The organism is Streptomyces sp. NPDC002868 (genome assembly GCF_055563295.1).
This window is the reverse complement of sequence record NZ_JBVHDR010000007.1, coordinates 12,795-33,587: the sequence shown is the minus strand read 5'-3', so window position 1 is coordinate 33,587 and position 20,793 is coordinate 12,795. Positions and strand designations below refer to the sequence as shown.

Annotated in this window: 17 protein-coding genes and 1 pseudogene; 6 read left to right on the top strand and 12 right to left on the bottom strand. The window is 69.8% G+C overall.

Features of this window, described 5'->3' with window-relative positions; genetic code table 11:
• Positions 1-44: 44 nt before the first annotated feature.
• Genes ACZ3H8_RS21500 through ACZ3H8_RS21490 form a run of 3 tightly spaced genes read right to left on the bottom strand, consistent with a single transcriptional unit; the run spans position 45 to position 3,070 of the window.
• Positions 45-1,541, bottom strand: coding sequence for a tripartite tricarboxylate transporter permease (locus ACZ3H8_RS21500; RefSeq protein WP_467404148.1), 1,497 nt, complete (start codon positions 1,539-1,541; stop codon positions 45-47).
• A 3-nt stretch (positions 1,542-1,544) separates the two neighbouring features.
• Positions 1,545-2,090 (bottom strand): tripartite tricarboxylate transporter TctB family protein, encoded by a 546-nt coding sequence (locus ACZ3H8_RS21495; RefSeq protein ID WP_307664400.1) that lies wholly within the window; start codon positions 2,088-2,090, stop codon positions 1,545-1,547.
• Positions 2,087-3,070 (bottom strand): Bug family tripartite tricarboxylate transporter substrate binding protein, encoded by a 984-nt coding sequence (locus ACZ3H8_RS21490; protein WP_467404145.1) that lies wholly within the window; start codon positions 3,068-3,070, stop codon positions 2,087-2,089. Before ACZ3H8_RS21490 ends, ACZ3H8_RS21495 begins: the two co-directional genes overlap by 4 nt.
• A 140-nt stretch (positions 3,071-3,210) precedes the next feature.
• On the opposite strand from ACZ3H8_RS21490, the gene ACZ3H8_RS21485 reads away from it, so the two are divergent.
• Positions 3,211-3,888, top strand: coding sequence for a response regulator (locus ACZ3H8_RS21485; RefSeq protein WP_398989746.1), 678 nt, complete (start codon positions 3,211-3,213; stop codon positions 3,886-3,888).
• Positions 3,889-3,999: 111 nt separating this feature from the next.
• On the top strand, positions 4,000-4,473 hold the full coding sequence (locus ACZ3H8_RS21480; RefSeq protein ID WP_467404143.1) for a hypothetical protein: 474 nt from the start codon (positions 4,000-4,002) through the stop codon (positions 4,471-4,473).
• A 48-nt stretch (positions 4,474-4,521) separates the two neighbouring features.
• Here ACZ3H8_RS21480 and ACZ3H8_RS21475 read toward each other — a convergent pair whose 3' ends face one another.
• Positions 4,522-5,328 carry a class I SAM-dependent methyltransferase gene (locus tag ACZ3H8_RS21475; protein WP_467404141.1) on the bottom strand — a complete coding sequence of 269 codons (807 nt, stop codon included), beginning with the start codon at positions 5,326-5,328 and terminating at the stop codon, positions 4,522-4,524.
• Positions 5,329-5,857: 529 nt separating this feature from the next.
• Here ACZ3H8_RS21475 and ACZ3H8_RS21470 point away from each other — a divergent pair.
• Together ACZ3H8_RS21470 and ACZ3H8_RS21465 are read left to right on the top strand one after the other, a co-directional pair.
• Positions 5,858-6,820: a DUF6454 family protein gene (locus ACZ3H8_RS21470; RefSeq protein ID WP_467404140.1), complete on the top strand. Its 963-nt coding sequence runs from the start codon at positions 5,858-5,860 to the stop codon at positions 6,818-6,820.
• A gap of 578 nt (positions 6,821-7,398) precedes the next feature.
• Positions 7,399-8,334 (top strand): nitroreductase/quinone reductase family protein, encoded by a 936-nt coding sequence (locus ACZ3H8_RS21465; protein WP_467404137.1) that lies wholly within the window; start codon positions 7,399-7,401, stop codon positions 8,332-8,334.
• Positions 8,335-8,474: 140 nt separating this feature from the next.
• On the opposite strand, the gene ACZ3H8_RS21460 is transcribed toward ACZ3H8_RS21465, so the two are convergent.
• Positions 8,475-8,780 (bottom strand): hypothetical protein, encoded by a 306-nt coding sequence (locus ACZ3H8_RS21460; protein ID WP_467404135.1) that lies wholly within the window; start codon positions 8,778-8,780, stop codon positions 8,475-8,477.
• A gap of 50 nt (positions 8,781-8,830) precedes the next feature.
• Positions 8,831-9,499, bottom strand: coding sequence for a DJ-1/PfpI family protein (locus tag ACZ3H8_RS21455; protein WP_467404768.1), 669 nt, complete (start codon positions 9,497-9,499; stop codon positions 8,831-8,833).
• Between the two features lie 211 nt (positions 9,500-9,710).
• On the opposite strand from ACZ3H8_RS21455, the pseudogene ACZ3H8_RS21450 reads away from it, so the two are divergent.
• Together ACZ3H8_RS21450 and ACZ3H8_RS21445 are read left to right on the top strand one after the other, a co-directional pair.
• A pseudogene (locus ACZ3H8_RS21450) lies at positions 9,711-9,867 on the top strand (AraC family transcriptional regulator); the annotation flags it as partial.
• A 209-nt stretch (positions 9,868-10,076) separates the two neighbouring features.
• The gene (locus ACZ3H8_RS21445; RefSeq protein WP_467404132.1) at positions 10,077-11,087 is read left to right on the top strand and encodes a lytic polysaccharide monooxygenase auxiliary activity family 9 protein; all 1,011 of its coding nucleotides are present in this window, start codon (positions 10,077-10,079) and stop codon (positions 11,085-11,087) included.
• Positions 11,088-11,156: 69 nt separating this feature from the next.
• On the opposite strand, the gene ACZ3H8_RS21440 is transcribed toward ACZ3H8_RS21445, so the two are convergent.
• The 6 genes from ACZ3H8_RS21440 to ACZ3H8_RS21415 form a co-directional block, all read right to left on the bottom strand.
• Positions 11,157-12,014 (bottom strand): esterase/lipase family protein, encoded by an 858-nt coding sequence (locus ACZ3H8_RS21440; RefSeq protein WP_467404129.1) that lies wholly within the window; start codon positions 12,012-12,014, stop codon positions 11,157-11,159.
• A gap of 328 nt (positions 12,015-12,342) precedes the next feature.
• Positions 12,343-12,939, bottom strand: a complete 597-nt coding sequence (locus ACZ3H8_RS21435) for a DUF6461 domain-containing protein (RefSeq protein ID WP_467404126.1) — start codon at positions 12,937-12,939, stop codon at positions 12,343-12,345.
• An 83-nt stretch (positions 12,940-13,022) separates the two neighbouring features.
• Positions 13,023-14,633 carry a NucA/NucB deoxyribonuclease domain-containing protein gene (locus tag ACZ3H8_RS21430; RefSeq protein WP_467404124.1) on the bottom strand — a complete coding sequence of 537 codons (1,611 nt, stop codon included), beginning with the start codon at positions 14,631-14,633 and terminating at the stop codon, positions 13,023-13,025.
• A gap of 332 nt (positions 14,634-14,965) precedes the next feature.
• Complete coding sequence (locus tag ACZ3H8_RS21425) at positions 14,966-15,946, bottom strand: DNA polymerase Y family protein (RefSeq protein WP_467404121.1); 981 nt, start codon at positions 15,944-15,946, stop codon at positions 14,966-14,968.
• The gene (locus ACZ3H8_RS21420; protein ID WP_467404119.1) at positions 15,943-19,422 is read right to left on the bottom strand and encodes a DNA polymerase III subunit alpha; all 3,480 of its coding nucleotides are present in this window, start codon (positions 19,420-19,422) and stop codon (positions 15,943-15,945) included. The genes ACZ3H8_RS21425 and ACZ3H8_RS21420 overlap by 4 nt, the downstream gene beginning before the upstream one ends.
• A 222-nt stretch (positions 19,423-19,644) precedes the next feature.
• Positions 19,645-20,730 (bottom strand): S1 family peptidase, encoded by a 1,086-nt coding sequence (locus tag ACZ3H8_RS21415; RefSeq protein WP_467404766.1) that lies wholly within the window; start codon positions 20,728-20,730, stop codon positions 19,645-19,647.
• Positions 20,731-20,793 lie beyond the last annotated feature (63 nt).

Genomic DNA, 20,793 nt, shown 5'->3' with positions numbered 1-20,793 from the left:
GGCTGGGGGTCCCCCCACCGAAGGTAGGGGGAGGATGTCATGCGTCATACCGACACGTTACGGCGGCGCGTGATCAGCTTCTTCAGCCAGGGCCAGGCCAGCAGGACCACGATCACGGCGTACACCGTCACCGAGAACGGCGTGTTGAACAGGCCGGTCACGCTTCCGTCGCTGATCTGGAGCGCACGGCGCAGCTGCTGTTCCGCGGCCGGGCCGAGGATGACACCGATCACCGCCGGCAGCACGGGAAGTCCGTACCGCCGCATTCCGAAGCCGATCAGACCGATGATCAGCAGGATCACCAGGTCGAGCGCCTCGCCGCCGACCGCATACGCGCCGACCGCGGCGAAGAACATGATTCCGGCGTAGAGGTACGGGCGCGGGATGCGCAGCAGCTTCGCCCAGACCGGCGCCAGCGGCAGGTTCAGCGCGAGCAGCAGCACCATGCCGACGAAGAGCGAGGCGATCAGGCCCCACACCAGGTCCGGCTCGCGCTCGAACAGCAGCGGCCCGGGCTGGATTCCGTACTGCTGGAAGGCGGCCAGCATCACGGCCGCGACGGCGGTCGTCGGCAGGCCGAGCGTGAGCATCGAGACCAGCGTGCCCGCGGCCGATGCCGAGGCCGCCGACTCCGGCCCCGCCACGCCTTCGATGGCTCCCTTGCCGAACTCCTCCTTGTGCTTGGACAGCCGCTTCTCGGTGACGTACGACAGGAACGTCGGGATCTCCGCGCCGCCGGCCGGGATCGCGCCGAACGGGAAGCCGATTGCGGGCCCGCGCAGCCAGGACTTCCAGGTGCGCCTGACGTCGGACTTGCCGAGCCACGGCCGGCCGACCGGGATGGGTTCGCCACTGCTGCGCCGCAGATGGGCCGCGACCCACAGCGCCTCGCCGATCGCGAAGAAACCGACCGCGACGATGACGACGTCGATGCCGTCGGCGAGCTGGAGCGACCCGAAGGTGAGCCGCTGCTGGCCGGTCATCTGGTCCAGGCCGACGAGCCCGAGGGTGAGCCCGATCAGCAGGGACGCCAGCCCGCGAATACGCGACGAACCAAGTACGGACGTCACCGCGATAAAGGCCAGGACCATGATCGCGAAGTAGTCGGGCGCGCCGATGTCGACGGCCAGTTCGGCGACGGTCGGGGCGAGTACGACCAGCAGAATGGTGCCGATCATGCCGCCGGCGAAGTGACCGACGGCGGCGGCCGCGAGGGCTTGTGCGCCGCGTCCGGCTTTCGCCATCGGATTGCCTTCGAGGGCGGCGACCACGGCCGCGCTCTCGCCGGGGGTGTTGAGCAGGATCGATGTGGTGGAGCCGCCGAACATCGCTCCGTAGTAGATTCCGGCGAACATGATGAACGCGCCGGTGGGTTCAAGGCCGTACGTCACCGGCAGCAGCAGCGCCACCGCCATCGCGGGGCCGATTCCGGGCAGTACGCCGATCGCGGTGCCGAGCAGCACGCCTATCGCCGCCCAGAGCAGATTGACCGGGGTCAGCGCGGTGCCGAAGCCGTCGAGGAGTGAGTTGAGAGAGTCCATCGGCTAAAGCACTCCCATCAGCGGGCCACCCGGCAGCGGAACACCGAGCAGGTTGTTGAAGACGAAGTAGGTGACCAGGGAGAGGACCGCGGCGATCAGCGGGTCGCGGTGGAGGTGGCGGCTGCCGAGTGCGAAGGCCGCGCCCCAGAAGAGCAGGGCTCCGGCGATCGGGAAGCCGACCGGGCCTATGAGCACGGCGAAGGCGAGGAAGACGCCCGCGAGGAGCAGCACCGTGCGCCAGTCGCTCGGCTCGCTGAGGTCGATGTCCTCGCCGCCCTCGGCCTCGCCGCGGCCGCCGCGCAGTACGTCGACGGCGAGCAGTACGGCGACGAGCAGCAGGCCGATGCCGACGACGACGGGTACGGTCTTGGGCCCGATGGGCCCGCGCTGGGCGATGTCGACGTCCATCGTCAGCGCGTCCGTCAGGACGAGCACGCCGATGACGAACAGCAGGGCGCTGACGCCGAGTTCGGAGTACTCGCGCAGCCATTCCTGCCAGGAGCGGCGCGGGGCGGGGGTTTCGGTCTCTGCTTCCGTCTCTGTCGTCACAGCCCGAGCTCCTTCAGCACCGAGTCCACGCTCTTGTCCTGCTCGTCGAGGAAGTCACCGAACTTGTCGCCGGTGAGGAAGGCGTCGTCCCAGCCGTTCTTCTTCAGCGACTCCTTCCACTGGGGGGAGTCGTGCAGCTTCTCGAGGAGGCCGATGAGCTTGTCGCGCTCGGCGTCGGAGAGGCCGGGCGGGGCGACGACGCCGCGCCAGTTGGTGAAGTCGGTGTCGAGTCCGGACTCGCGCAGGGTGGGGGCGTCGAGGCCCGGGACCCGCTCGGGGCCGGTGACCGCGAGCAGCCGGAGCTCGCCCGACTTGATCTGGTCGAGGTACTCGCCGACGCCGGAGACGCCGAAGGCGACCTTGTTGCCGAGGATGGAGGCGAGGAGCTCGCCGCCGCCGTCGAAGGGGATGTAGTTGACGGTCTTGGGCGCGATCCCGGCGGCCTGCGCCATCAGCATGGGCGCGAGGTGGTCGGGCCCGCCGGGCGAGGACCCGCCGCCGACCGGCAGCTTGCCGGGGTTCTTCTTCCAGGCCGCGAGCAGATCCTGGATGGTCTTGTACGGGGAGTCCTTGCTGACGACCACGATGTCCTGCTCCTCGGTGAGCCGGGCGATCGGGGTGGTGTCGGCGAGGGTCTTGGGCGACTTGTTGGTGTGTACGGCGCCGACGACGCCGAGGCCCATGGACATGGCGAGCCTGCCGTTGCCGTGCTCGCCGACGAGACGGGCCAGACCGACGGTGCCGCCGGCGCCCGGCAGGTTGAACACCTCGATGTTGTGGGTGAGCTCGGCGTCCTCGGCGTTCTTGGCGGCCGTACGGGCGGTGATGTCGTAGCCGCCGCCGGGCGTGTTGGGGACCATGAAGCGCAGGCCGGGGATCTGCGTGCCGGTGTCGGAACCGCTGCCTGCGGTGAGCAGCGGCGGCCCCACGAGCACCAGCAACGCCGCCCCGAGCAGGGCGAGGGGAGTGCGCAATCGCACGCGAGCCGCCTTTCGAAGGAGAGTAAGGAACGTGTGAAGTGGCCCACATGTTGCCTGCGCGTTAAGAAGCTGTCTCTCTTCCGGAATCAACGGACGTTGTGGTCGTTGTGGTCGCGGCCTAGCGTGGCGGCGTGACGAGTGTGCTGGTGGTGGACGACGACTTCATGGTCGCCAAGCTGCACAGCCGCTATGTGTCCGCGACGGAGGGCTTCACGGTCGTCGGGGTGGCCCACAGCGGCGCCGAAGCGCTGCGCGCGGCGGAGCGGCTTCGGCCCGATCTCGTACTGCTGGACATCTATCTGCCCGACATGGACGGGATCGGCGTCCTGCGGGAACTGCGTGCGGCAGAGGAGCGTGACGGGCGTGCTTCCGTGGACGCCCTGTTCATCACGGCCGCGCGGGACGCGGGCCTTGTGCGGGCGGCACTGCGCGCGGGCGCCCTCCACTACCTGATCAAGCCCTTCACCCAGGCGGCGCTGCAGGAGCAACTGCGCCACGTGGCCTCGCTCCGCTCCCGCTTCGACCGGCTGGGCGAGGCCCGTCAGGAGGACGTCGACCAGATCTTCGGCACCCGCCCGCCGGGGTCGCGCGAACTCCCCAAGGGCCTGGCGGCCCACACCGCGGAACTGGTGGAACGGATCCTTCGGGAGCACCCGGGCGAGGACCTGTCGGCCTCGGAGTGCGCGGAGGCGGGCTCCCTGTCCAGGGTCAGCGCGCGCCGGTACCTGGAGTACTTCGCGGAGACGGGGCGGGTGGAGGTGACGCTGCGGTACGGGGGGACGGGGCGGCCGGAGCGGCGGTACCGGCGGATCGGCTGAGGTGGCTCGGGGCGGGCCTGAGCAACCGGGTGGTCCCTCGCATCACATGCGGGAGCATGTCCATGTCCATGTCCACGCTCATGGGCAGGAAGTCTTGGAGGGGGCATCGCAGTGGCCGGGGAACTCTGGGCATCGGTCTTGTCGCTCAGTGGTGTTGTGCTCGGCAGTGGGCTGACGGCGTTCGCACAGCGCGCCACCCAGCGGTCCGCCGAGAGAACGGAAGAACGGAAGCAGGCTGCCGCCACCGCAGAGGCTCGCCGGGCAGAGCAGTTGCAGGCGATCAAGGAGTTCATCGCGTGCGCCCAGGCGGCCGAACGAGCCGCCTATCGCCGTCCCGAACCGTGGGGTGACGACGAGGAAGGCTGGATGACACAGACCCAGCCCACCATGACCGCGCTGTGGACCGCGGAGCGGACGCTCATGCTGCTCTGCGACGAGGCCGTGCAGGACCCCGTCCACGTCTACGGCCGTGCGCTCAACCAGGCAGTGTGGCGAGATATCGGCGACACCGAGGTGAACGAGCACCTCGAGACGCCCAAGGCCACCTTCATGGCGGCAGCGCGCACCAGCCTCGCCTCCCGCTGAACGGCCTGGGCGCGATCGGGTCAGGTGACACGGTCGGGCACGGTCGGGTCAGGTGATCCGGTCGGGCGCGGGGTGGCTGACCCGGAGCTTCGACTGACCGTGCGGCAGTCGCTCCCAGTCGTCCATGAAGCAGGCGACGAGACCGTGCTTCTCGGCCAGCCGGATCAGCGTCTCCGTGCGGTAGTAGAAGTCCTCGCCAAGCACCTGGTGCTCGCTGCCTTCGGTGCGGTCGTAGGTGAAGTCGAAGAAGCCGCCGGGGGCCAGCACCCGTCCGACGTGCGAGAGGCATTCGTCGATGACCTCCAGCGGTGAGTGCGAGAACACGCTGTGCGCGTGCACCACCGTGAACCAGGCATCGGGAAGGAAGTCCAGCGTCAGGTTGTCGACGGGTGTCAGGTACGGCATCTTGTCCTGGAGGCCGTACTGGACCAGGGTCTTCTTGGCCTCGATGAGGATGTCGGGCGAGATGTCGATCCCGACGTAATGGCCGGGCTCCAGATGCTCGATGAACCGCCACCCGGCCCGCAGGTTGCCGCACCCGATCTCCAGCATCCGGTCCTGCGGTTTCAGGCCGTGTCGCACCAGGTAGTCGTACTGCAGCTGTCCGATGGCCAGCCAGCGGTCGTGCGACGGCCCGCCGCCGACCGCCGCCTCCGGACTCCTCGCCGTGTCCGACGCCATCACCGCCCGGTAGTACGCGATGTGACTCCCGCGGTGCCGGAACCGGAGCCAGCCGTCCCGGCCCGCCCGTCGCAGGTACGGCAGCACGCGCTGGGGATGCCGCAGCGCGTAGCGCACCTTGTGCCCCAGCCGTGAACGGTTCCTCGCCAGGCGCGGAGTGGGTGTCTTGTGCATGACGGCCTCCCGTGCCATCCGTGGGCTGCCCCCTGCGCGGATGCTAACCAGCGGGGCATGACACGCTTCCCCGGCCGCCTGCCCCTGTACTCCTGCCCGTACTCCTGGCCGTACTCCTGCCCCTACGCCGCGTGTCCGCGCGCACGACGCCGCCCCTGGCCTGCCGGGCCCGCCCCCGGAAACCGCCGTCTCACTCGTTCGGGAAAGCCGTTCGGCCGAGTGCCGCGCCGGCCTCGTTGGCCGCGGCGACCACTCGCAGCGTGGACCGACGGCGTCTCCCTGACCGACAGCCATCTCGGCCTGGGCCTGGCCGTGCTCGGAGGCCTGTTCGCCCCGGTCTCCCCAGTGGACGCCGCCGAGACCGTCTGCGTCTTCATGCCCGTCTTCATGCCCGCCTTCATGCCAGCCGCCTTCGACCGGATATTCGGTTTCAGGTCACCCACCGGGTGGGATTACGTCACGACTCGGCTGCCCACCGACCGTAGATATGTGGAAGACGAAGTTCCCAATTGCGTCTGGAGGCCGTCCGATGAGATCCGTCAACAAGTTCCACGGCGCAGTCCTGGCCGGAGCGGTGCTGGCAGCAGCGGCGGTGGCAGTGACCACCACTCCAGCCGTAGGTACGGCCCAGTCCCCCAAGAACGCGCCGCTGGTCGAAGCGGTCTCCGAGCTGAACCGATCGACGCAGTGGAATCTGGCCGAGCGGATCAAGCTGAACTTCCCAACCCATCACCCGCAGGGCTTCGCCCGCGTCGGGGACCGGCTCTTCCTGTCCAGCGTGGAGATCACCGAGCCGCCGGTGAAGTACCCGCAGCCGGTCGACGGGTACGACCGGACGCCGGGCAAGGGCCGCGGGCATGTCTTCGTGCTCGACCTGAAGGGCAACCTGCTGAAGGACATCCTCCTCGGAGACGGAGACGCCTACCACCCTGGCGGAATCGACGCCGATGGGACGTCGCTGTGGGTTCCGGTCGCGGAGTACCGGCCGTACAGCCACTCGATCGTCTACCGGATCGACCTGGCCACCCTCGAGGTGCATGAAGAGTTCCAGGTCGCGGACCACGTCGGCGGCATCGTGCCCGACCCCAGGACCGGCAAGCTGCACGGAGTGACGTGGGGATCCCGGGAGTTCTACACCTGGAGCGGCAAGGGCAGGCAACTGGCCCACTCGGCCAACTCCAGCCACTTCGTGGACTACCAGGACTGCGCGTACACCAAGCGCGAGCTGATGCTGTGCACCGGCATCACCAACTACAAGACCTCGACCGGCAGCAACTTCGAGCTGGGGGGCATCGCCCTGCTCGACCTCAAGTCGAAGACCGTCCGGCACGAGGTACCGGTTCAGCTGTGGTCAGCCGCCGGCCATGTCGCCACCCGCAACCCGGTCTTCCTGGAGGCGGAGGGCAGCAAGCTGCGTATGTGGGCGGCTCCCGACGACGGCGAAGAGGTGTCCGGCACCGAGATCCTCATCTACGAGGCCAAGGTCGGCTGATTCGGACCGGCCCCGGAGTGCGCCGGCGTACGACTTCGGCACCTCCTTCTGATGTCAGGACCGGGCTTGCCCCCACGCAACCTTGAACAGCCTGGCCCGTCGTAGAGTCCGAGCCGCCGCAGGCCGGCGAACCGCGTCCGCGCGCGTTCTTCCGCGTTGACAGGCGACTACCGGCTGGTTGTAATGGTGCGCGTGTCGCGTGACGCCGGCCAAAGAGCAGTGGGCAGGCCGGTGATCGGGCGGACACCATTCACCAAGGGGCCATGCCATGAGTTCACACTCAGCGATCTGCGCCTGACGTAAACGCGTCCGCGCGTCGTCCCTTGTCCTCCGTGGTGCCCTGCACCACCGTGTGACGTCAGTACGCCTTGCCTCCCGAGCCTCCGACGGCCGCCGCATCCCGGCGACCGTCCACCGCTCCACGGCTCCGCGTGCTCGATCGACTATCGATGTCCGTCTCCGGGCGAGGGCTCGCGCGCGGTCACTTCGCGCTGAGCACATCACCGTCACCACCATCACCGCGGTCATTCCACGATCACCGCGGACCACGCACTCTTCACCTGGAGATTCGACACCGTATGCCCACGTCCTTCAATCAATCCGTCATCGAGGAGTTCCGAGCCAACGGAGGAAAGGTCGGTGGTCCCTTCGAGGGCGGCGACCTCCTTCTGCTGACCACCACCGGCGCGAAGTCGGGGAAGCAGCACACCACTCCCCTCGGCTACGTCCATGACGGCGACCTCCTGCTGGTCGTCGGGTCCAACCTCGGCGCGCCAAGTCATCCCGCCTGGTACCACAACCTGCTCGCCCATCCCCAGGTGCAGGTGGAGATCGGCACCGCGTCGTTCGCAGCGATCGCCGTCCCCGCCGAGGGCGCTCGCCGCGAGCGGCTGTTCGCGCACGTGGTGCGCGCGGTGCCCGGATACGGCGACTACCAGACCCAGACCAGCCGAGTACTGCCGGTCGTGGCGCTGGAGCGGGCCGAGCCCGAGGCGGGTGCACGTCCCCTCGAGGTCAACAACCTCGCCGACAAGCTGATGGAGGTCCACACCTGGCTGCGCTCGCAGCTGCGGCACGTGCGCGCCGAGGCCGACGCCCACTTCGCCGCGCAGGCGGCCCACCACGGCTCCGACGAACCGTCGGCGCCAGGGCTCGGCCTGCAGATCCGGCAGCACTGCCTCGCGTTCTGCCAGTCCCTGGAGTTCCACCACACCAGCGAGGACGGGCACTTGTTCCCCGCGATCGCGAGCTACCACCCTCACCTGCGCGACGCCATCGACCGGCTCCGCGACGAACACCGGACGGTCACCCGCGTCCAAGGCGAACTCCTCGCCCTGCTGGCCGACATCAGCACCGCTGACCCGCGGCGCTTCCGCACCGAGCTGGACTGGATGTCGCAGGAACTGACGGCGCACCTCGACTACGAGGAGGAGTCGCTTCTTCCCGTGCTGGCGGAGATCCCGTGGCCCCCGGCACCGCCGGTACCCGACACGGCGGAAAGCGCCACCACCTGACGGGTGACCACGGGAGGGCGGTGGCGGCCCCGGCACGTCACCGCGCTCCCCCACCCTGCGGGTACCGCCCGCCCGCCGGCATTCCCGCGTGACGTGGACGGTGAGGAGGAATTTCGTCATGGCGGTTTCGGGGGCTTCAGTCAGACGTCAGCGGCGCGGTGACCGGTGACCTTGGTGGAGGGCAGCCGGCCGGCCTTGGCTGTGCCGGTCAGTTCGTCGCCGTGGACAGCGACGTCGAAGGCCAGGTTGAGGCGCATCGGCTTGGTGATCGACTGCCTCCAGGTCAGCCGGTCGGCCTGGAGCGTGAGATCGGACAGCGGGACCTCCTCCGCCTCGCCCGTGGCGACGCCGCGCAGTGCGCCGTCCTCGGTGAAGAGCCGCAGTACGGCCTGCTGCTTGCCGATCGGGTTGGCGATGACGATGTTCCAGGAACCTTCAACAGACATGGGGTGCGCTTTCTCGAGTGCCCGGGAGCCGGGCGTTCAGGGGGTGGACGTCAGAAGGCGGCGGGGACCGGGCCGGTGGCGCGCCAGACGGTGCCCCGGCGCTCGTGCGCGAAGAGCTGCTCGACGGCGTGGGCGATGCGGGGGCCGAGTTCGCGCTCCAGCAGGTACAGGCCGAGGTCCAGGCCGGAGGTGACGCCCGCGCCGGTCACCAGGTCGCCGTCGTCCACGACGCGGGCGTCGATCGCGACCACACCGGTGGCGTCCAGCAGGTCCAGGCCCAGGTGGTTGGTGGTCGCGTGCCGGCCCTCGATCAGCCCGGCCATGGCGAGGATCGTGTAGCCGCCGCAGACGGTGGTCATGGTCAGGCCCGGACGGTCGAGGGCCTCCTTGAGCAGGGCCGGCAGTCCGGTCTGCAGCGTACGGCCGAGCAGGGCGGGGATGGAGTCCTCGTTCCCCGGGGCGTCGGGGTCGGAGGGGTCGCCGAGGGGGCCCACCGCTCCCGGTACGAGGACCAAGTCCGCGCGTTGCGGGTCGAGTGTGGCGGTGGCCCGCAGCGAGAGCAGTCCCGAGCCGCTGGGCACCTCGCGCGGACCCTCGGCCGAGACCAGCTCGACCTGCAGCGCGCCCGGCGCGGCCATCCCGCCGGCGAACAGCACCTCATAGGGGGCGATGACGTCCAGCGGGTCGAATCCGTCGAACAGCACGATCTGACACAGCATCGGGAAGTAGTCCCTTTCCATGGGAGAAGCGGCCCTTGGTGGGGCGCAGACACCGACGCTAGTCACAGTCGACACCGCCCAGTAGAGGCTGAATCGCCAGACCCCAACGGATTCTGGCCAACCGAGCCTGAAGGCCTCTGACCAGTGCAAAAGATGCAGAAGGCCTGATGAATCGGTTCACGAGAACCTGGCGTCCCGCTTTCGTTGAGCCATGCATCCCGTGGCTGTCCTCGCCCTGGACGGAGTCATCCCCTTCGACCTGTCCACCCCGATCGAGGTGTTCGGACGAACGCGGGTCCCCGACGGGCGCCCCCGCCTACCGCGTCCGCGTGTGCGCACCCGTCGAGGACGTCGCCGCCGCCCGCTTCCTGAGCGCCCTCTTACCCCCGCCTTAAAGCGAGCATAAGGATCGCCATCACCCCCTCCCAGCAGGCGATTTCGCGGTTGCGAGCGGCTAGCTTGCTGATCGCCGGGGCCGGTTCGAGCGGTCGGCGCTGTGGTCCTACGGGGGGCCGCGCCGCCCGATCGAGCCTGCCCCGGGACCCCCCATATGCCGCTCTTGAAGGAGTACGTCACCATGACCGCTCGCCGTAAGGTCACCTCGGTCGCCGCCCTCGGGTTCGCGCCGCTCGCGCTCGCCGGGCTGGCTGCCGCACCGGCCGTCGCGCACGGGTCGATGACGGACCCGGTCAGCCGGGTGTCCGCCTGCTTCGCCGAGGGGCCGGAGAGTCCGGATTCAGCGGCGTGCAAGGCGGCGGTCGCGGCCAGCGGTACGCAGGCCTTCTACGACTGGAACGAAGTCAACATCGCCAACGCCGCCGGAAACCACCAGCAGTTGATCCCGGACGGGAAGCTGTGCAGCGCGGGCCGCGACAAGTACAAGGGTCTCGACCTGCCCCGCGCCGACTGGCCGTCCTCCAAGCTCGCGTCCGGCAACCGCACCTTCCGCTACAAGGCGACCGCCCCGCACAAGGGTTCCTTCGAGCTGTACCTCACCAAGGACGGCTACGACCCGACCAAGCCCCTCAAGTGGTCGGACCTGGAGGAGAAGCCGTTCGCGAAGGTCACCAACCCCACGCTGCAGAACGGTGAGTACGTCTTCGACGGCGTCGTCCCCAACAAGTCCGGCCGGCACCTCATCTACTCGATCTGGCAGCGCTCGGACTCCCCCGAGGCCTTCTACACCTGCTCCGACGTGGTCTTCGGGCAGGACAACGGCGGCGGTGCGCCCGCCCCGACCGCCTCCGCGCCCTCCGAGGAGGACATCGCGGACGGTGCGGACAAGTCCACCGTCGATCACGGTGGTCACGGTGGCGATCACGCGGAGGCGACCGACGCGGCTGCGGCCGACAAGCCTGCAGAGAAGCCCGCCGACAACAGCGCCGGCAACAACGCTCCGGAAGCGAACAGCGTCGCCAAGCCCGCCGCCGCCCCGAACCCCGCCGACGACAACCTCGCCGAGACCGGCGGCGACGGCAACACCCCGTACATGGCGATCGGCGGCGCCGCCGCCCTCGCCATCGGCGCCGCGGCGATGTTCGGCACCGCCCGCCGCAGGGCGACCGCCGGCGGGCGTCACAGCCGCTGACGTATACGACGAAGAGGCAGGGCTGCGGCCCGCTCCCCCGAAAGGGAGCGGGCCGCAGTTGCGCTTTTCTCAGTCGAATACCGACGCGCACGTCGTCGGCGTCGCATGCGCCGGATCCAGCGCGTTCGTCACCTCGTGGTACGCGATCCGGTCGAACAGCCCTATCGCCACATGCTCCGACAGGTCGACCGCGCACAGGGCCTGGAGCAGCACATTCTGTACGCCCGGACCTGCCAGGTACTGCGAGCGGTACGGCGTGACCACCTCGTCGTAGCGAGTGGCGATGACCGTGTAGCGCACGCCGGGCACGGTGTCGCCGCCCGCGTTGAGCTTGCTGAGGAAGGCGGAGCCGGCCATCTGGTCGGCCAGCCCCGGAGTGGCGGCGCTGAGCAGATCCTCGGCGCCCGGGAAGTACGGCAGCAGCTTGGTAAGGCCGTTCAGCGTGGTGCCGTGGTTGTCGGGTGCGAGGCCGATCAGCGCGTTCACCTTGTCGGCCCCGCCCAGGAACTTGAGGTAGTGGCGCGGCATCATGCCGCCCTGGGAGTGGCCGACGAGGTCCACTTCGGATGCGCCGGTCGCGGCGAGCACCTTGTCGACGTACGTGTCGAGTTGCTCGGCCGACTTGTCGATCGGGCCGAGGCCGTGGAAGAAGGGCACGCCGGGAAGTTGCCCATAGTCGAGGGAGAAGACGCAGTAGCCGCGTCTGACCAGGTACGGGGCGAGGGCGAGCCAGTTGTCGACGGAGTTCCCCAAGGTTCCGTGGACGAGGACGACGGGGCGGGGGTGGGCGGCGGAGGGTTTGCAGGAGTAGTTGTTCCAGCCGCTGCGGGGCGCTGGGTCGGCGTTCGCGACGGCAGGTGTGAGGGCGACAGACACGGCCAACAGCAGGGCGGCGACCGGTCTGAGGGCACGTTTCCAGGGCAGCATCGGGCAATCTCCTTGCGGCTCAAGGGAGTAGCGATGGCTGGATTTGCGGTGCTCAAGCCAACTTACGCACGAGTAACGAAAGATTGGAAGTTACGTGTCGGTAAAAGGTCGGCTGTTCGTCGCCGAAGCGGCAGGGGCTTGCGCTATGGGCTTCACTGGCGGTGAAGCTGTGTCGGCGTTCAACCATCCTTTGCGTCGGGATGGCGGGGGCCCTTGACTGGGCTGCGCGTCGCCGCAACTCGCACGCGTGGAAACGGATGTTGCGGGAGCCGTGCCGGTGCGCGCATGGCGGCAGAGTCCATCGTGATGTCCCCGTCGACCTCGCCCTTCACCGGCCCATGGACAGGCCCCCGGCCCACGCCCCCTCGAGCATCTCCCGGGTGAAGGCCACGCCGGTCGCTGCCTGGACGGCGAGCAGCGCTGCGACGGCGGGACGGTACGGCTCGGGGACCGGGTCGTCCTCGGTGGCATAGCCCGGGGGGAAGCCAAGCGCGATGAGCGCTTCCGAAAGGCCCGTGCTGCAGTCCCCCCAGCGCCGCCCGCTGAGCGGTTCGATGCCGCAGACGGTGCCGTCGTGTTCGCGGAACAGCACGATGGTCTTGTTCGGGTCGGAGTACGCCGTAACAGCCCGGTACCCGGGTCGTGCCAGGCGTTCCAGAACCTCGGGCTGCGTGCCGACCCAACCGGTACGCCCCTCCAGCTCAAGCACCACCGACCAGTCCGCGACGCCGATGGACCGGCCGAGGAGCAGCACCGGTCCGCCCCGGCTGGGGGTGGAGCGGCCGCGGAACGCACTGCTGAGATCAGGGAAGAGCGCCGGAGTCTCCACACCCATGAGCCGCAGCGCCTCCTCGGCGGGCAGTGCGGCCAGCGTCACGCACCAGCCCTCTCCGAAGATCTGGTGCAGGTCGGCAAGCTGGTCCATGTCTGTCCGGTCCTTCGAGTCGGGGTGACGAGAGAGGGGGTGCCCGCGAGTGCCGCGGACACCCCCACAACAGATCGCTGCGCCTACGGCTGGATCTGGACGTAGAACCTGTCGTTCGTCACGTCCGGGTACGGCAGGGCGGCGTCCCAGGCGAGCATCCTGTCACCGTTGTAGTAGGCGATGAGCAGGCCGCCGGCCACGCTGTTGTCGTGCTGCGGCACAGCCTTGACCGAGAAGTCCCAGTTGGGGCTCCCCGCTCCTTCGCGGGTGGAGGCGAAGGGAAACTCGTCGCACTGCTCGGTGGTGGTGTCCGGACGCGGGTTCAGGCCGAGACCCTCGTACTGGGCGGCGTAGGGGCCCGTCCCGTAGCAGGCGCCGTCCTTGTGGTCCCGGTTCGCCTGGTACTCGGTGGGGTGCAGGGCCGGAGTGATGCGGTGCAGCCCGGGGTCGCCCAGCGCGGCCTCTTCATACGTGCCCGGGATCTGCTTGTCCCGCGGCGGCGTCTGCCCCGCGGGAACCAGCCTCGGGTACGTGGAGTTGGTGTACCACTGCGCGTAGTAGATGTGCGAAGCCACTGCGGCTTCATCTCCACTTGTGTAGTACGTCAGGAACGGAGTGGCGGTGGGGAAGATGCATGCGGCGGGCTTGTTGGTGCCGAAATCCCAGATGTACGTGGCCGAGTCGCACCGGATGAGCTGGTCCGGGGTGCTGGCGGGGGTGTCCGTGTCGTACTCGTCGGTCTCCGTGAAACCGTTGACGTGCCACTGGCTGTACATCAGCTTGTCCCGGCCGTACCCGGCTGTGGCGGGGTTGCTGATGTCCCAGTAGCCCCAGCTGGGGTTGTTGTTCCAGTTGTCCCAGAGCAGCGTGGCGGGGCTCCGCGAGGCGGCGCAGCTGACCTGGCCGTCGGTGCACACGCCGAACAGGGAGAAGGGCACGCTGGGAGCGGTCCAGATGTCGTCCCACCAGCCCCAGTCGTAGGTGACCGAGCCCTGCTTGATCTGGGCGAACACGCGCGTGCTGCGCTGGTCGTCGAAGCCCTGGGCGAAGACCTCGATGGTGGCCCGGGTGGTGCCCTGGTGCTCGACCGGCTGCCCGCTGGCGTCCTTCGTCCAGTACTCGGCGATGATCGGGAACCGCTGGCAGTGCGTGAACCGGTTCAGGATCCGGCCGTTCTGGGCGTCCGCGCCCGCGGACATGCACTCGTCCACCAGGGCCTGCGGCGGAGTCTCACCGACGGCGGCGGCAGCCACCGTGGCGGCTTCGGCGGACGCGGCCGATGGGGCCGACGGGGAGAACTGCTTGGCGTCGGCACCGGTGGCGTCAGGGCCGGTGAGCCCGGCACGCTCCACGCTGCTCTGCAGGGGAAGCGGCTGCTTGGGGGCGTCCCGCTGGACGATCTTCGTCGCCTCGACGAGGGTGAGGTCCGCCGCGTCCGCGGACTTCTTCACCGCGGGCCGCTTCGCTACCTGAAAGGGGGTCGCGGGCGCCGGGCGCGCCTTGCCCTTGGCCGCTTCGCGGCCGTGGTCCCGTACCTTCTCCAGGTCGGCTTCCGAGATCAGCACCTTGGTCTTGACGGGCTTGGCCGGCGTCGGCGCCGGCGTCGACGCCGCTGCGGCCCTGGCCCTTGACGGTGCGTCGTCTTCGGCCGCGAAGGCGTACGGGGCGGGCAACATCAGCATGGTGGCGGCCATGACTATCCATGCCCGCCGGTGAGTGGGTCTGCGGTGAAACACAACGCTCCTGTGAAGAAGCGGCTCTCGTCATGAAAGCCGCTGGTGACGTACTGCTCACGCCTCGCGCAAGCAGCAGTCAAATTACGTTCTTGATGTGGACATGGAAGATCATTTTCTGTGTGGATCTTGTGAGTTCACCAACGGTGGTGCATACCAACCAGCACGTACAGACAGATCCGTTGGAGAGGCTGAGGCATGCAGACACGCGACTGCCCCGAGACCCATCCGAGGTCTCGGGGCGCAGCGACATCTTGTACGGACCCTCTGCGCGGGCGCCGCGCAGAGCAGATCTACGCGGCGAGTGAGCCCGGAACCACCGCCCGCGGCCCGAACTTCGCCCGCGCCCGGTCCGCCACCGCCTCGATCCTGCGCGCCCGCTCGTCCGCCGGGTCGAACGTCAGCTGCCGGGCGGCCCGTTCGACCGGCGTCAGGTCCTCGGCACGCAGCGACAGGCTCCGCACCCGGGCACGCTGCAGGCCGAGCGACTCATGGATCCGGTACGCGACACCGGTGAGCGCCGCGGAGTGGGCGGTCGGCTCGCGCAGGGTGCGCGCCCGCGTGGTCGTGGACCGGTCGGCGTACCGCACGGTGAGGGTCAGGGAGCGGCACACCTGGCCCTCGGCGCGCATCCTCAGCCCCAGTTCCTCGGCGATCGAGAGCAGCGCCCTGCGGTGCCGTACGGGGTCCAACTCGTCCCGGTCGAAAGCCCGTTCGGCGGCGATCGAGCGGGCCGCGGCGTTCGGGACGACCGGCGTGCGGTCGATGCCGTGAGCCCGCTCCCACAGCTCGCGCCCGGCCCGCGCGCCGACGATCCGCTGGAGCACGGCGAGCGGCGCTTCGGCCACGCGGCCGACGCAGTCCAGGCCGTACGCGCACAGCGTGCGGGCCGTCGCCGTCCCGACGCCGTCCAGCGCGGCGACCGGCTTGCCGGCCAGGAAACCGGCCGTCTCGTCGTCCGTCACCACCAGGGTCGTCCCGGGCACTGCCTCCCGCGCCGCCATCCTGGCCAGCATCGGGCTCGGGCCCGCCCCGATCGCGCAGTCCACCCCGCAGTGCGCGAGCGCCCGCACCCGCAGCAGCGCGGCGAGCTGGGCCGCGTCCCGCCCGAAGTACCGTTCGGCGCCCCGGACATCGATGAGCGCGGCGTCGGGCGGGAGCGCCTGCACGACGGGGCTGATGTCCTCGGCCAGGCCGAGCAGCGCGGGCAGCGCCGCCTCGACCCCGCCCGCCTCATGCGCCGGGGCCAGTCGGAAGCGTACGCAGAGGATCATCCCGCGCTCCCCGGACTCTGGTGCCACAACTTCCGTCCGGTCGGGGTCCCCTCACCCGGCGGCTGGAGGTCCGCCCAGGGATTCAGCTCATAGCCCGTCGACAGCTGGATCCGGCGGCCGCTGTCGGCCGGCGCCTCGGCCGGCCCCTCCTTCTCCGGGACTTCCGCCAGCCGCGCCGCGACCGCGTCGAGCCCGCCCGTACGCCGCAGCTCCACCAGCTCCGCCAGATTCCAGGCCGCCGCGCCGACCACGCTGAGGCTGCGCGGCCCGCGCCGCTGCACCACCCCGCGTACCAGCAGCAGCCAGGAGTGGAAGACGGTATGCGCGCACGCGGCATGACTGTCGTCGAAGAAGGCGAGGTCGACCAGGCCCGTGCCGTCGTCGAGCGTGGTGAAGATGACCCGCTTGCCGAACCTGATCGGCGGTGTCTGGGTGGCCGCCTTCGCGCCCGCGACCAGCACTGTCTGCCCGTGCCGCGCCGCGCGCAGCCGCTGCGCCGAGACCACTCCGAGCTCTTTGAGGAAGGCATGGTGATCCCCCATCAGATGGCGGGACGCGTCCATGCCGAGGACACCGAGCTCGGCGCTGAGGCGTTCCGCGTCGCCGAGGTCGGGGAGTCCGACCGGGGCGGTCTTCTGCCCGTCGCCCAGGGGGAGTTGACTGCCGTACGGCCCCGAGCCCGCCCGTGAACCGGATCCCGAACCGCGCTGCCCGCGGTGGAGTTCGGCGAGGTGCAGCAGCAGGTCGCGGCGGTTCGCGCCGAAGTCGTCCAACGCGCCCACCTGGGCGAGCCGTTCGGCGACCGGACGCCGGGGACGGGCCCGCTGCCAGAAGTCCAGCAGCGAGGAGTAGGGCTGCCCGGCCTCGATCCGCGCGGTCTCGGCCTCGCTGATGCCATGGACGTCCGAGAGGGCGAGCCGCAGCCCCCACCGATCAGGAGTACCGGACACCAGTTCGATTCGATGAGTGGCCGCCGACCGGTTCACATCCAGCGGCAGTACCGGCACCCCGCGCCGCCGCGCGTCCGCCAGCAGCAGCCGCTTCGGGTACATCCCGGGGTCGTGCGTGAGCAGCCCGGCGTAGAAGGCCGCCGGGTGGTGCGCCTTGAGCCACGCCGACTGGTACGTCGGCACCGCGAAGGCCACCGCGTGCGCCTTGCAGAAGCCGTACGAGCCGAAGGCTTCGATGATCTCCCAGGTACGGGCGATCACTTCGGGTCCGTACCCCCTGGCCTCCGCGTGCTGCGCGAACCAGACCTTGATCTTCCCCTGCGACTCGGGGTGGGAGAGCCCGCGCCGCACCCGGTCGGCCTCGCCCCGGCCGCAGCCGGTCATGATGTTCACCATCTCGATGATCTGCTCATGGAAGACGACCACTCCGTACGTCTCCTTCAGCGGCCCCTCCAGATCCGGATGCGGATACCGGACGGGCGCCCGGCCGTGTCTGGCCTCGATGAACGGCCGCACCATGTCGGCGGCGACCGGCCCCGGCCTGAAGAGCGAGATGTCGACGACCAGATCACCAAAGGTGGAAGGCTGCAGCCGGCCGACCAGGTCGCGCTGGCCCGGCGACTCGATCTGGAAGCAGCCCAGCGTCTCGGTGGACTTGATGAGTTGATACGTCGCCGGGTCGTCCGGCTCCACCTGCTCCGGGTCGTCGAGGTCGAGCTCCTCCCCCGTCGCCCGCCGCAGCTCGGCGACCGCGTGTGCCATCGCCGACTGCATCCGCACCCCCAGGACGTCGAGCTTGAGCAGCCCGAGGTCCTCCACGTCGTCCTTGTCGAACTGCGACATGGGGAAGCCCTCGCCGCTGGTGGGCACCACCGGCGTACGCGCGAGGAGCGTGGCGTCCGAGAGCAGCACCCCGCACGGGTGCATGGCGACCCCGCGCGGCAGCGCGTCCAGCGCCTCGACCAGCTCCCACAGCCGTCCGTACTTGTCCCCTTCCCGCTGAAGCTCCCCTGCCAGTTGGCGCAGTTCGGGCAACTCCTCCATGGCGGCACGCGCGTCGCGGGCGCGGATGTGCGGGAAGGACTTGGCGATCCTGTCGATCTCGGCGGGGTCCATGGAGAGCGCGGCGCCCACGTCCCGTACCGCATGGCGCACCCGGTAGGTCTCGGGCATGGCGACGGTCGCGACCCGCTCCTCGCCGAAGCGGCCGATGATCGCGCGGTAGACCTCGAGCCGGCGGGCGGACTCCACATCGATGTCGATGTCGGGCAGCACGGAGCGCCGGGTGGAGAGGAAGCGCTCCATCAGCAGCCCGTGCTCGACGGGGTCGGCGTGCGCGATGCCGAGGAGATGGTTGACGAGCGAGCCGGCGCCGGAGCCGCGCGCCGCGACCCTGATGCCCATCTTCTTCACGTCGTCGACGACTTGAGCGACCGTCAGGAAGTACGAGGCGTAGCCGTAGTACGCGATGATGTCCAGCTCGTGGTGCATCCGCTCCCAGTACTCACGGCGGCCGTCGTAGCCGCGCAGCACCATCGCGGCGGCGGCGCGGGAGGCGAGCACCCGCTGCGGGGTGCGGCGCCCGGCGCCGACCAGATGCGGCTCCGGGAAGTGGACGGCGCCGATCCCCAGATCGTCCTCGGCGTCGACCAGGCACTCGGCCGCCGTCTCCTCCGTCATGGCGAGCAGCCGGTGTGCGGTGTCGCGCCGGAAGCCGGCGGCCTCGGCGACCCGCTCGGCGGTACGGGCCATCTCGGCCGGTTCCTTGAGCCAGCGCTCCCCGCTGTCGAGGCCCTTGTGCGGGTCTATGGGTACGAGCCGGCGGGCGGCGTCGAGGACGTCGGCGACCGGGCCCCGGCCCGGGTCGGCGTACCGGACGGCATTGGTGAGCACGGCCCGCACGCCCTGTTCGGCGGCGAAGCCGAGGGTGCGGGCGGCGTGCCGCAGCGAGCCGGGTCCGGTGCCCATGAGGCCGTGGTGCACGACTTCCAGGCGCAGCCGGTCGCCGTAGCGCTCCTGCCAGGGCACGAGCAGCTTCGCCGCGCGGTCGGGACGGCCGGCGGACAGCGCCCGGCCGATCTCGGAGGCGGGGCCGAGCAGCGCGGTCAGCCCCTCGCCGTGGTTGTCGTCCCAGGACAGCAGCGGGCCGCCGTCGTCCGCCGCGTGGGCGGCGGTCACCAGCCGGCAGAGCTCGGCCCAGCCCTCGCGGGACCGGGCGAGGAAGACCGTACGGGGAGCGGACTCGTCCACGAACGCGCCGCCGCGCACCGGGGTGCGCCGCCGCTCGGTGGGCCCCTCCTTGCGCGCCCGCTCACCGACAGCGAGGTCCACCCCGAACAGCGGCCGTACTCCGGCCTCGGCACAGGCCTTCGCGAAGCGGACCGTGCCCGCGACGGTGTCGCGGTCGGTCAGCGCGAGGGCGTCCATGCCTCGCTCGGCGGCGCACTCGGCAAGCCGCTCCGGGTGCGAGGCCCCGTATCGCAGGGAGAACCCGGAAACGGTGTGCAGATGCGTGAACCCGGGCACCCGCACCTCCTGGATCAGTCCGTCTCACCTCCCCCACCTCCACCATAGACCAAGTTTCGAACATTCGTGCGACACGTCGCGCATCAGCCATTCGACCCCGCCCCACCTGCATGAACACCGGACGCAAGGCTTCTTCGACGCGATCAAGGACGTAGAAAAAGAGGTCCGGCCCGCCATGGAGCTGTCCATGGCGGGCCGGACCGGAAAGAGACGAGGGAGCCGTCAGCCGATCTCGGCTCCGAACGCGCTCAGTGCTTCCGGCACCGGCTGGAAGAAGGTCTCGCCGCCCGAGGAGCAGTCACCGCTGCCGCCCGAGGTCAGACCGATCGCGGTGTCGCCCGCGAAGAGCGAGCCGCCGCTGTCGCCCGGCTCGGCGCAGACCGTGGTCTGGATGAGACCGTTGACGATGTCGCCGTTGCCGTAGTTCACGGTGGCGTCGAGCCCGGTGACCTCACCGTCGTGCACCTGGGTGGTGGAGCCACTGCGCTGCACCTGCATGCCGACAGTCGCCTCACCCGCCTTGGTGATCGCCTGCGAGCTGCCGTTGTAGAGGTTGACCTCGCTCGGGTGCTCGGTGCTGCCGCTGTACTTGACGAGCGCGAAGTCGTTCTCGGGGAACTGCGAGTCGACCATCGAGCCGATCGCCGCGCCGCCCGCCGAGTCGGACCACTCGCTGCCGGCCTGCCCGCAGTGTCCGGCAGTGATGAAGTGCGGCTCGCCGTCCTTGACCACGTTGAAGCCGAGCGAACAGCGTCCGCCGCCGGAGTGGATGGCGTCGCCGCCCGCGATCAGGGGCTTGAACTCCCCGGCGGACTTCTTCAGTTCGGCCTTGCCGCCAAGGCCCTTGACGACCTGGCTGAGCTTGTCCCACGCCGCGCCCTTGACCGTACGGTCGGCGGTGACGACGACCCTGTTGGTGACCGGGTCGACGGCCCAGGAGGTGCCGGGGATGGTCGCCTTGACGGTGAGGGTCTGCCGGGCGGTCTTCAACTCGGCGAGGGTGTTCTCCACGATTCTGGCCTTGCCGCCCGCCTTGCGCACGGTCTCGGCGGCCGTCTCGTCGACGACGTTCACCACGAGGGCCTTGGTGTCGGCGTCGTAGTACGTACCGGCCGCGTCGGTGCCCAGATCCTTGCTGAGGGTGGAAGCAAGGTTTCCGGCCGCTACCGCGGACAGCGTCTTGGCGACGAACTGGTCAGTGTCGTCACTGGCGTTCGCACTCTGGAAGGTGAGGCCCGCGGCCACCAGCGCGACGACCGCGCCGCCTGCGATCGCCGCTTTCCTTTTGGGCATGCGTCGGTGCTTCAACATCGACCTCCTGTGGGGGCCGTGTCCGGGCAAGTGGGGTGCCAGGACACGGAGGATGGGGCG

Bases quoted from the DNA above. Each gene is read 5' to 3' on its own strand.
- ACZ3H8_RS21500 (WP_467404148.1), bottom strand. From the start codon at position 1,541: ATGGACTCTCTCAACTCACTCCTCGACGGCTTCGGCACCGCGCTGACC.
- ACZ3H8_RS21475 (WP_467404141.1), bottom strand. From the start codon at position 5,328: ATGCACAAGACACCCACTCCGCGCCTGGCGAGGAACCGTTCACGGCTG.
- ACZ3H8_RS21470 (WP_467404140.1), top strand. From the start codon at position 5,858: ATGAGATCCGTCAACAAGTTCCACGGCGCAGTCCTGGCCGGAGCGGTG.
- ACZ3H8_RS21465 (WP_467404137.1), top strand. From the start codon at position 7,399: ATGCCCACGTCCTTCAATCAATCCGTCATCGAGGAGTTCCGAGCCAAC.
- ACZ3H8_RS21460 (WP_467404135.1), bottom strand. From the start codon at position 8,780: ATGTCTGTTGAAGGTTCCTGGAACATCGTCATCGCCAACCCGATCGGC.
- ACZ3H8_RS21455 (WP_467404768.1), bottom strand. From the start codon at position 9,499: ATGCTGTGTCAGATCGTGCTGTTCGACGGATTCGACCCGCTGGACGTC.
- ACZ3H8_RS21445 (WP_467404132.1), top strand. From the start codon at position 10,077: ATGACCGCTCGCCGTAAGGTCACCTCGGTCGCCGCCCTCGGGTTCGCG.
- ACZ3H8_RS21440 (WP_467404129.1), bottom strand. From the start codon at position 12,014: ATGCTGCCCTGGAAACGTGCCCTCAGACCGGTCGCCGCCCTGCTGTTG.
- ACZ3H8_RS21435 (WP_467404126.1), bottom strand. From the start codon at position 12,939: ATGGACCAGCTTGCCGACCTGCACCAGATCTTCGGAGAGGGCTGGTGC.
- ACZ3H8_RS21430 (WP_467404124.1), bottom strand. From the start codon at position 14,633: ATGGCCGCCACCATGCTGATGTTGCCCGCCCCGTACGCCTTCGCGGCC.
- ACZ3H8_RS21425 (WP_467404121.1), bottom strand. From the start codon at position 15,946: ATGATCCTCTGCGTACGCTTCCGACTGGCCCCGGCGCATGAGGCGGGC.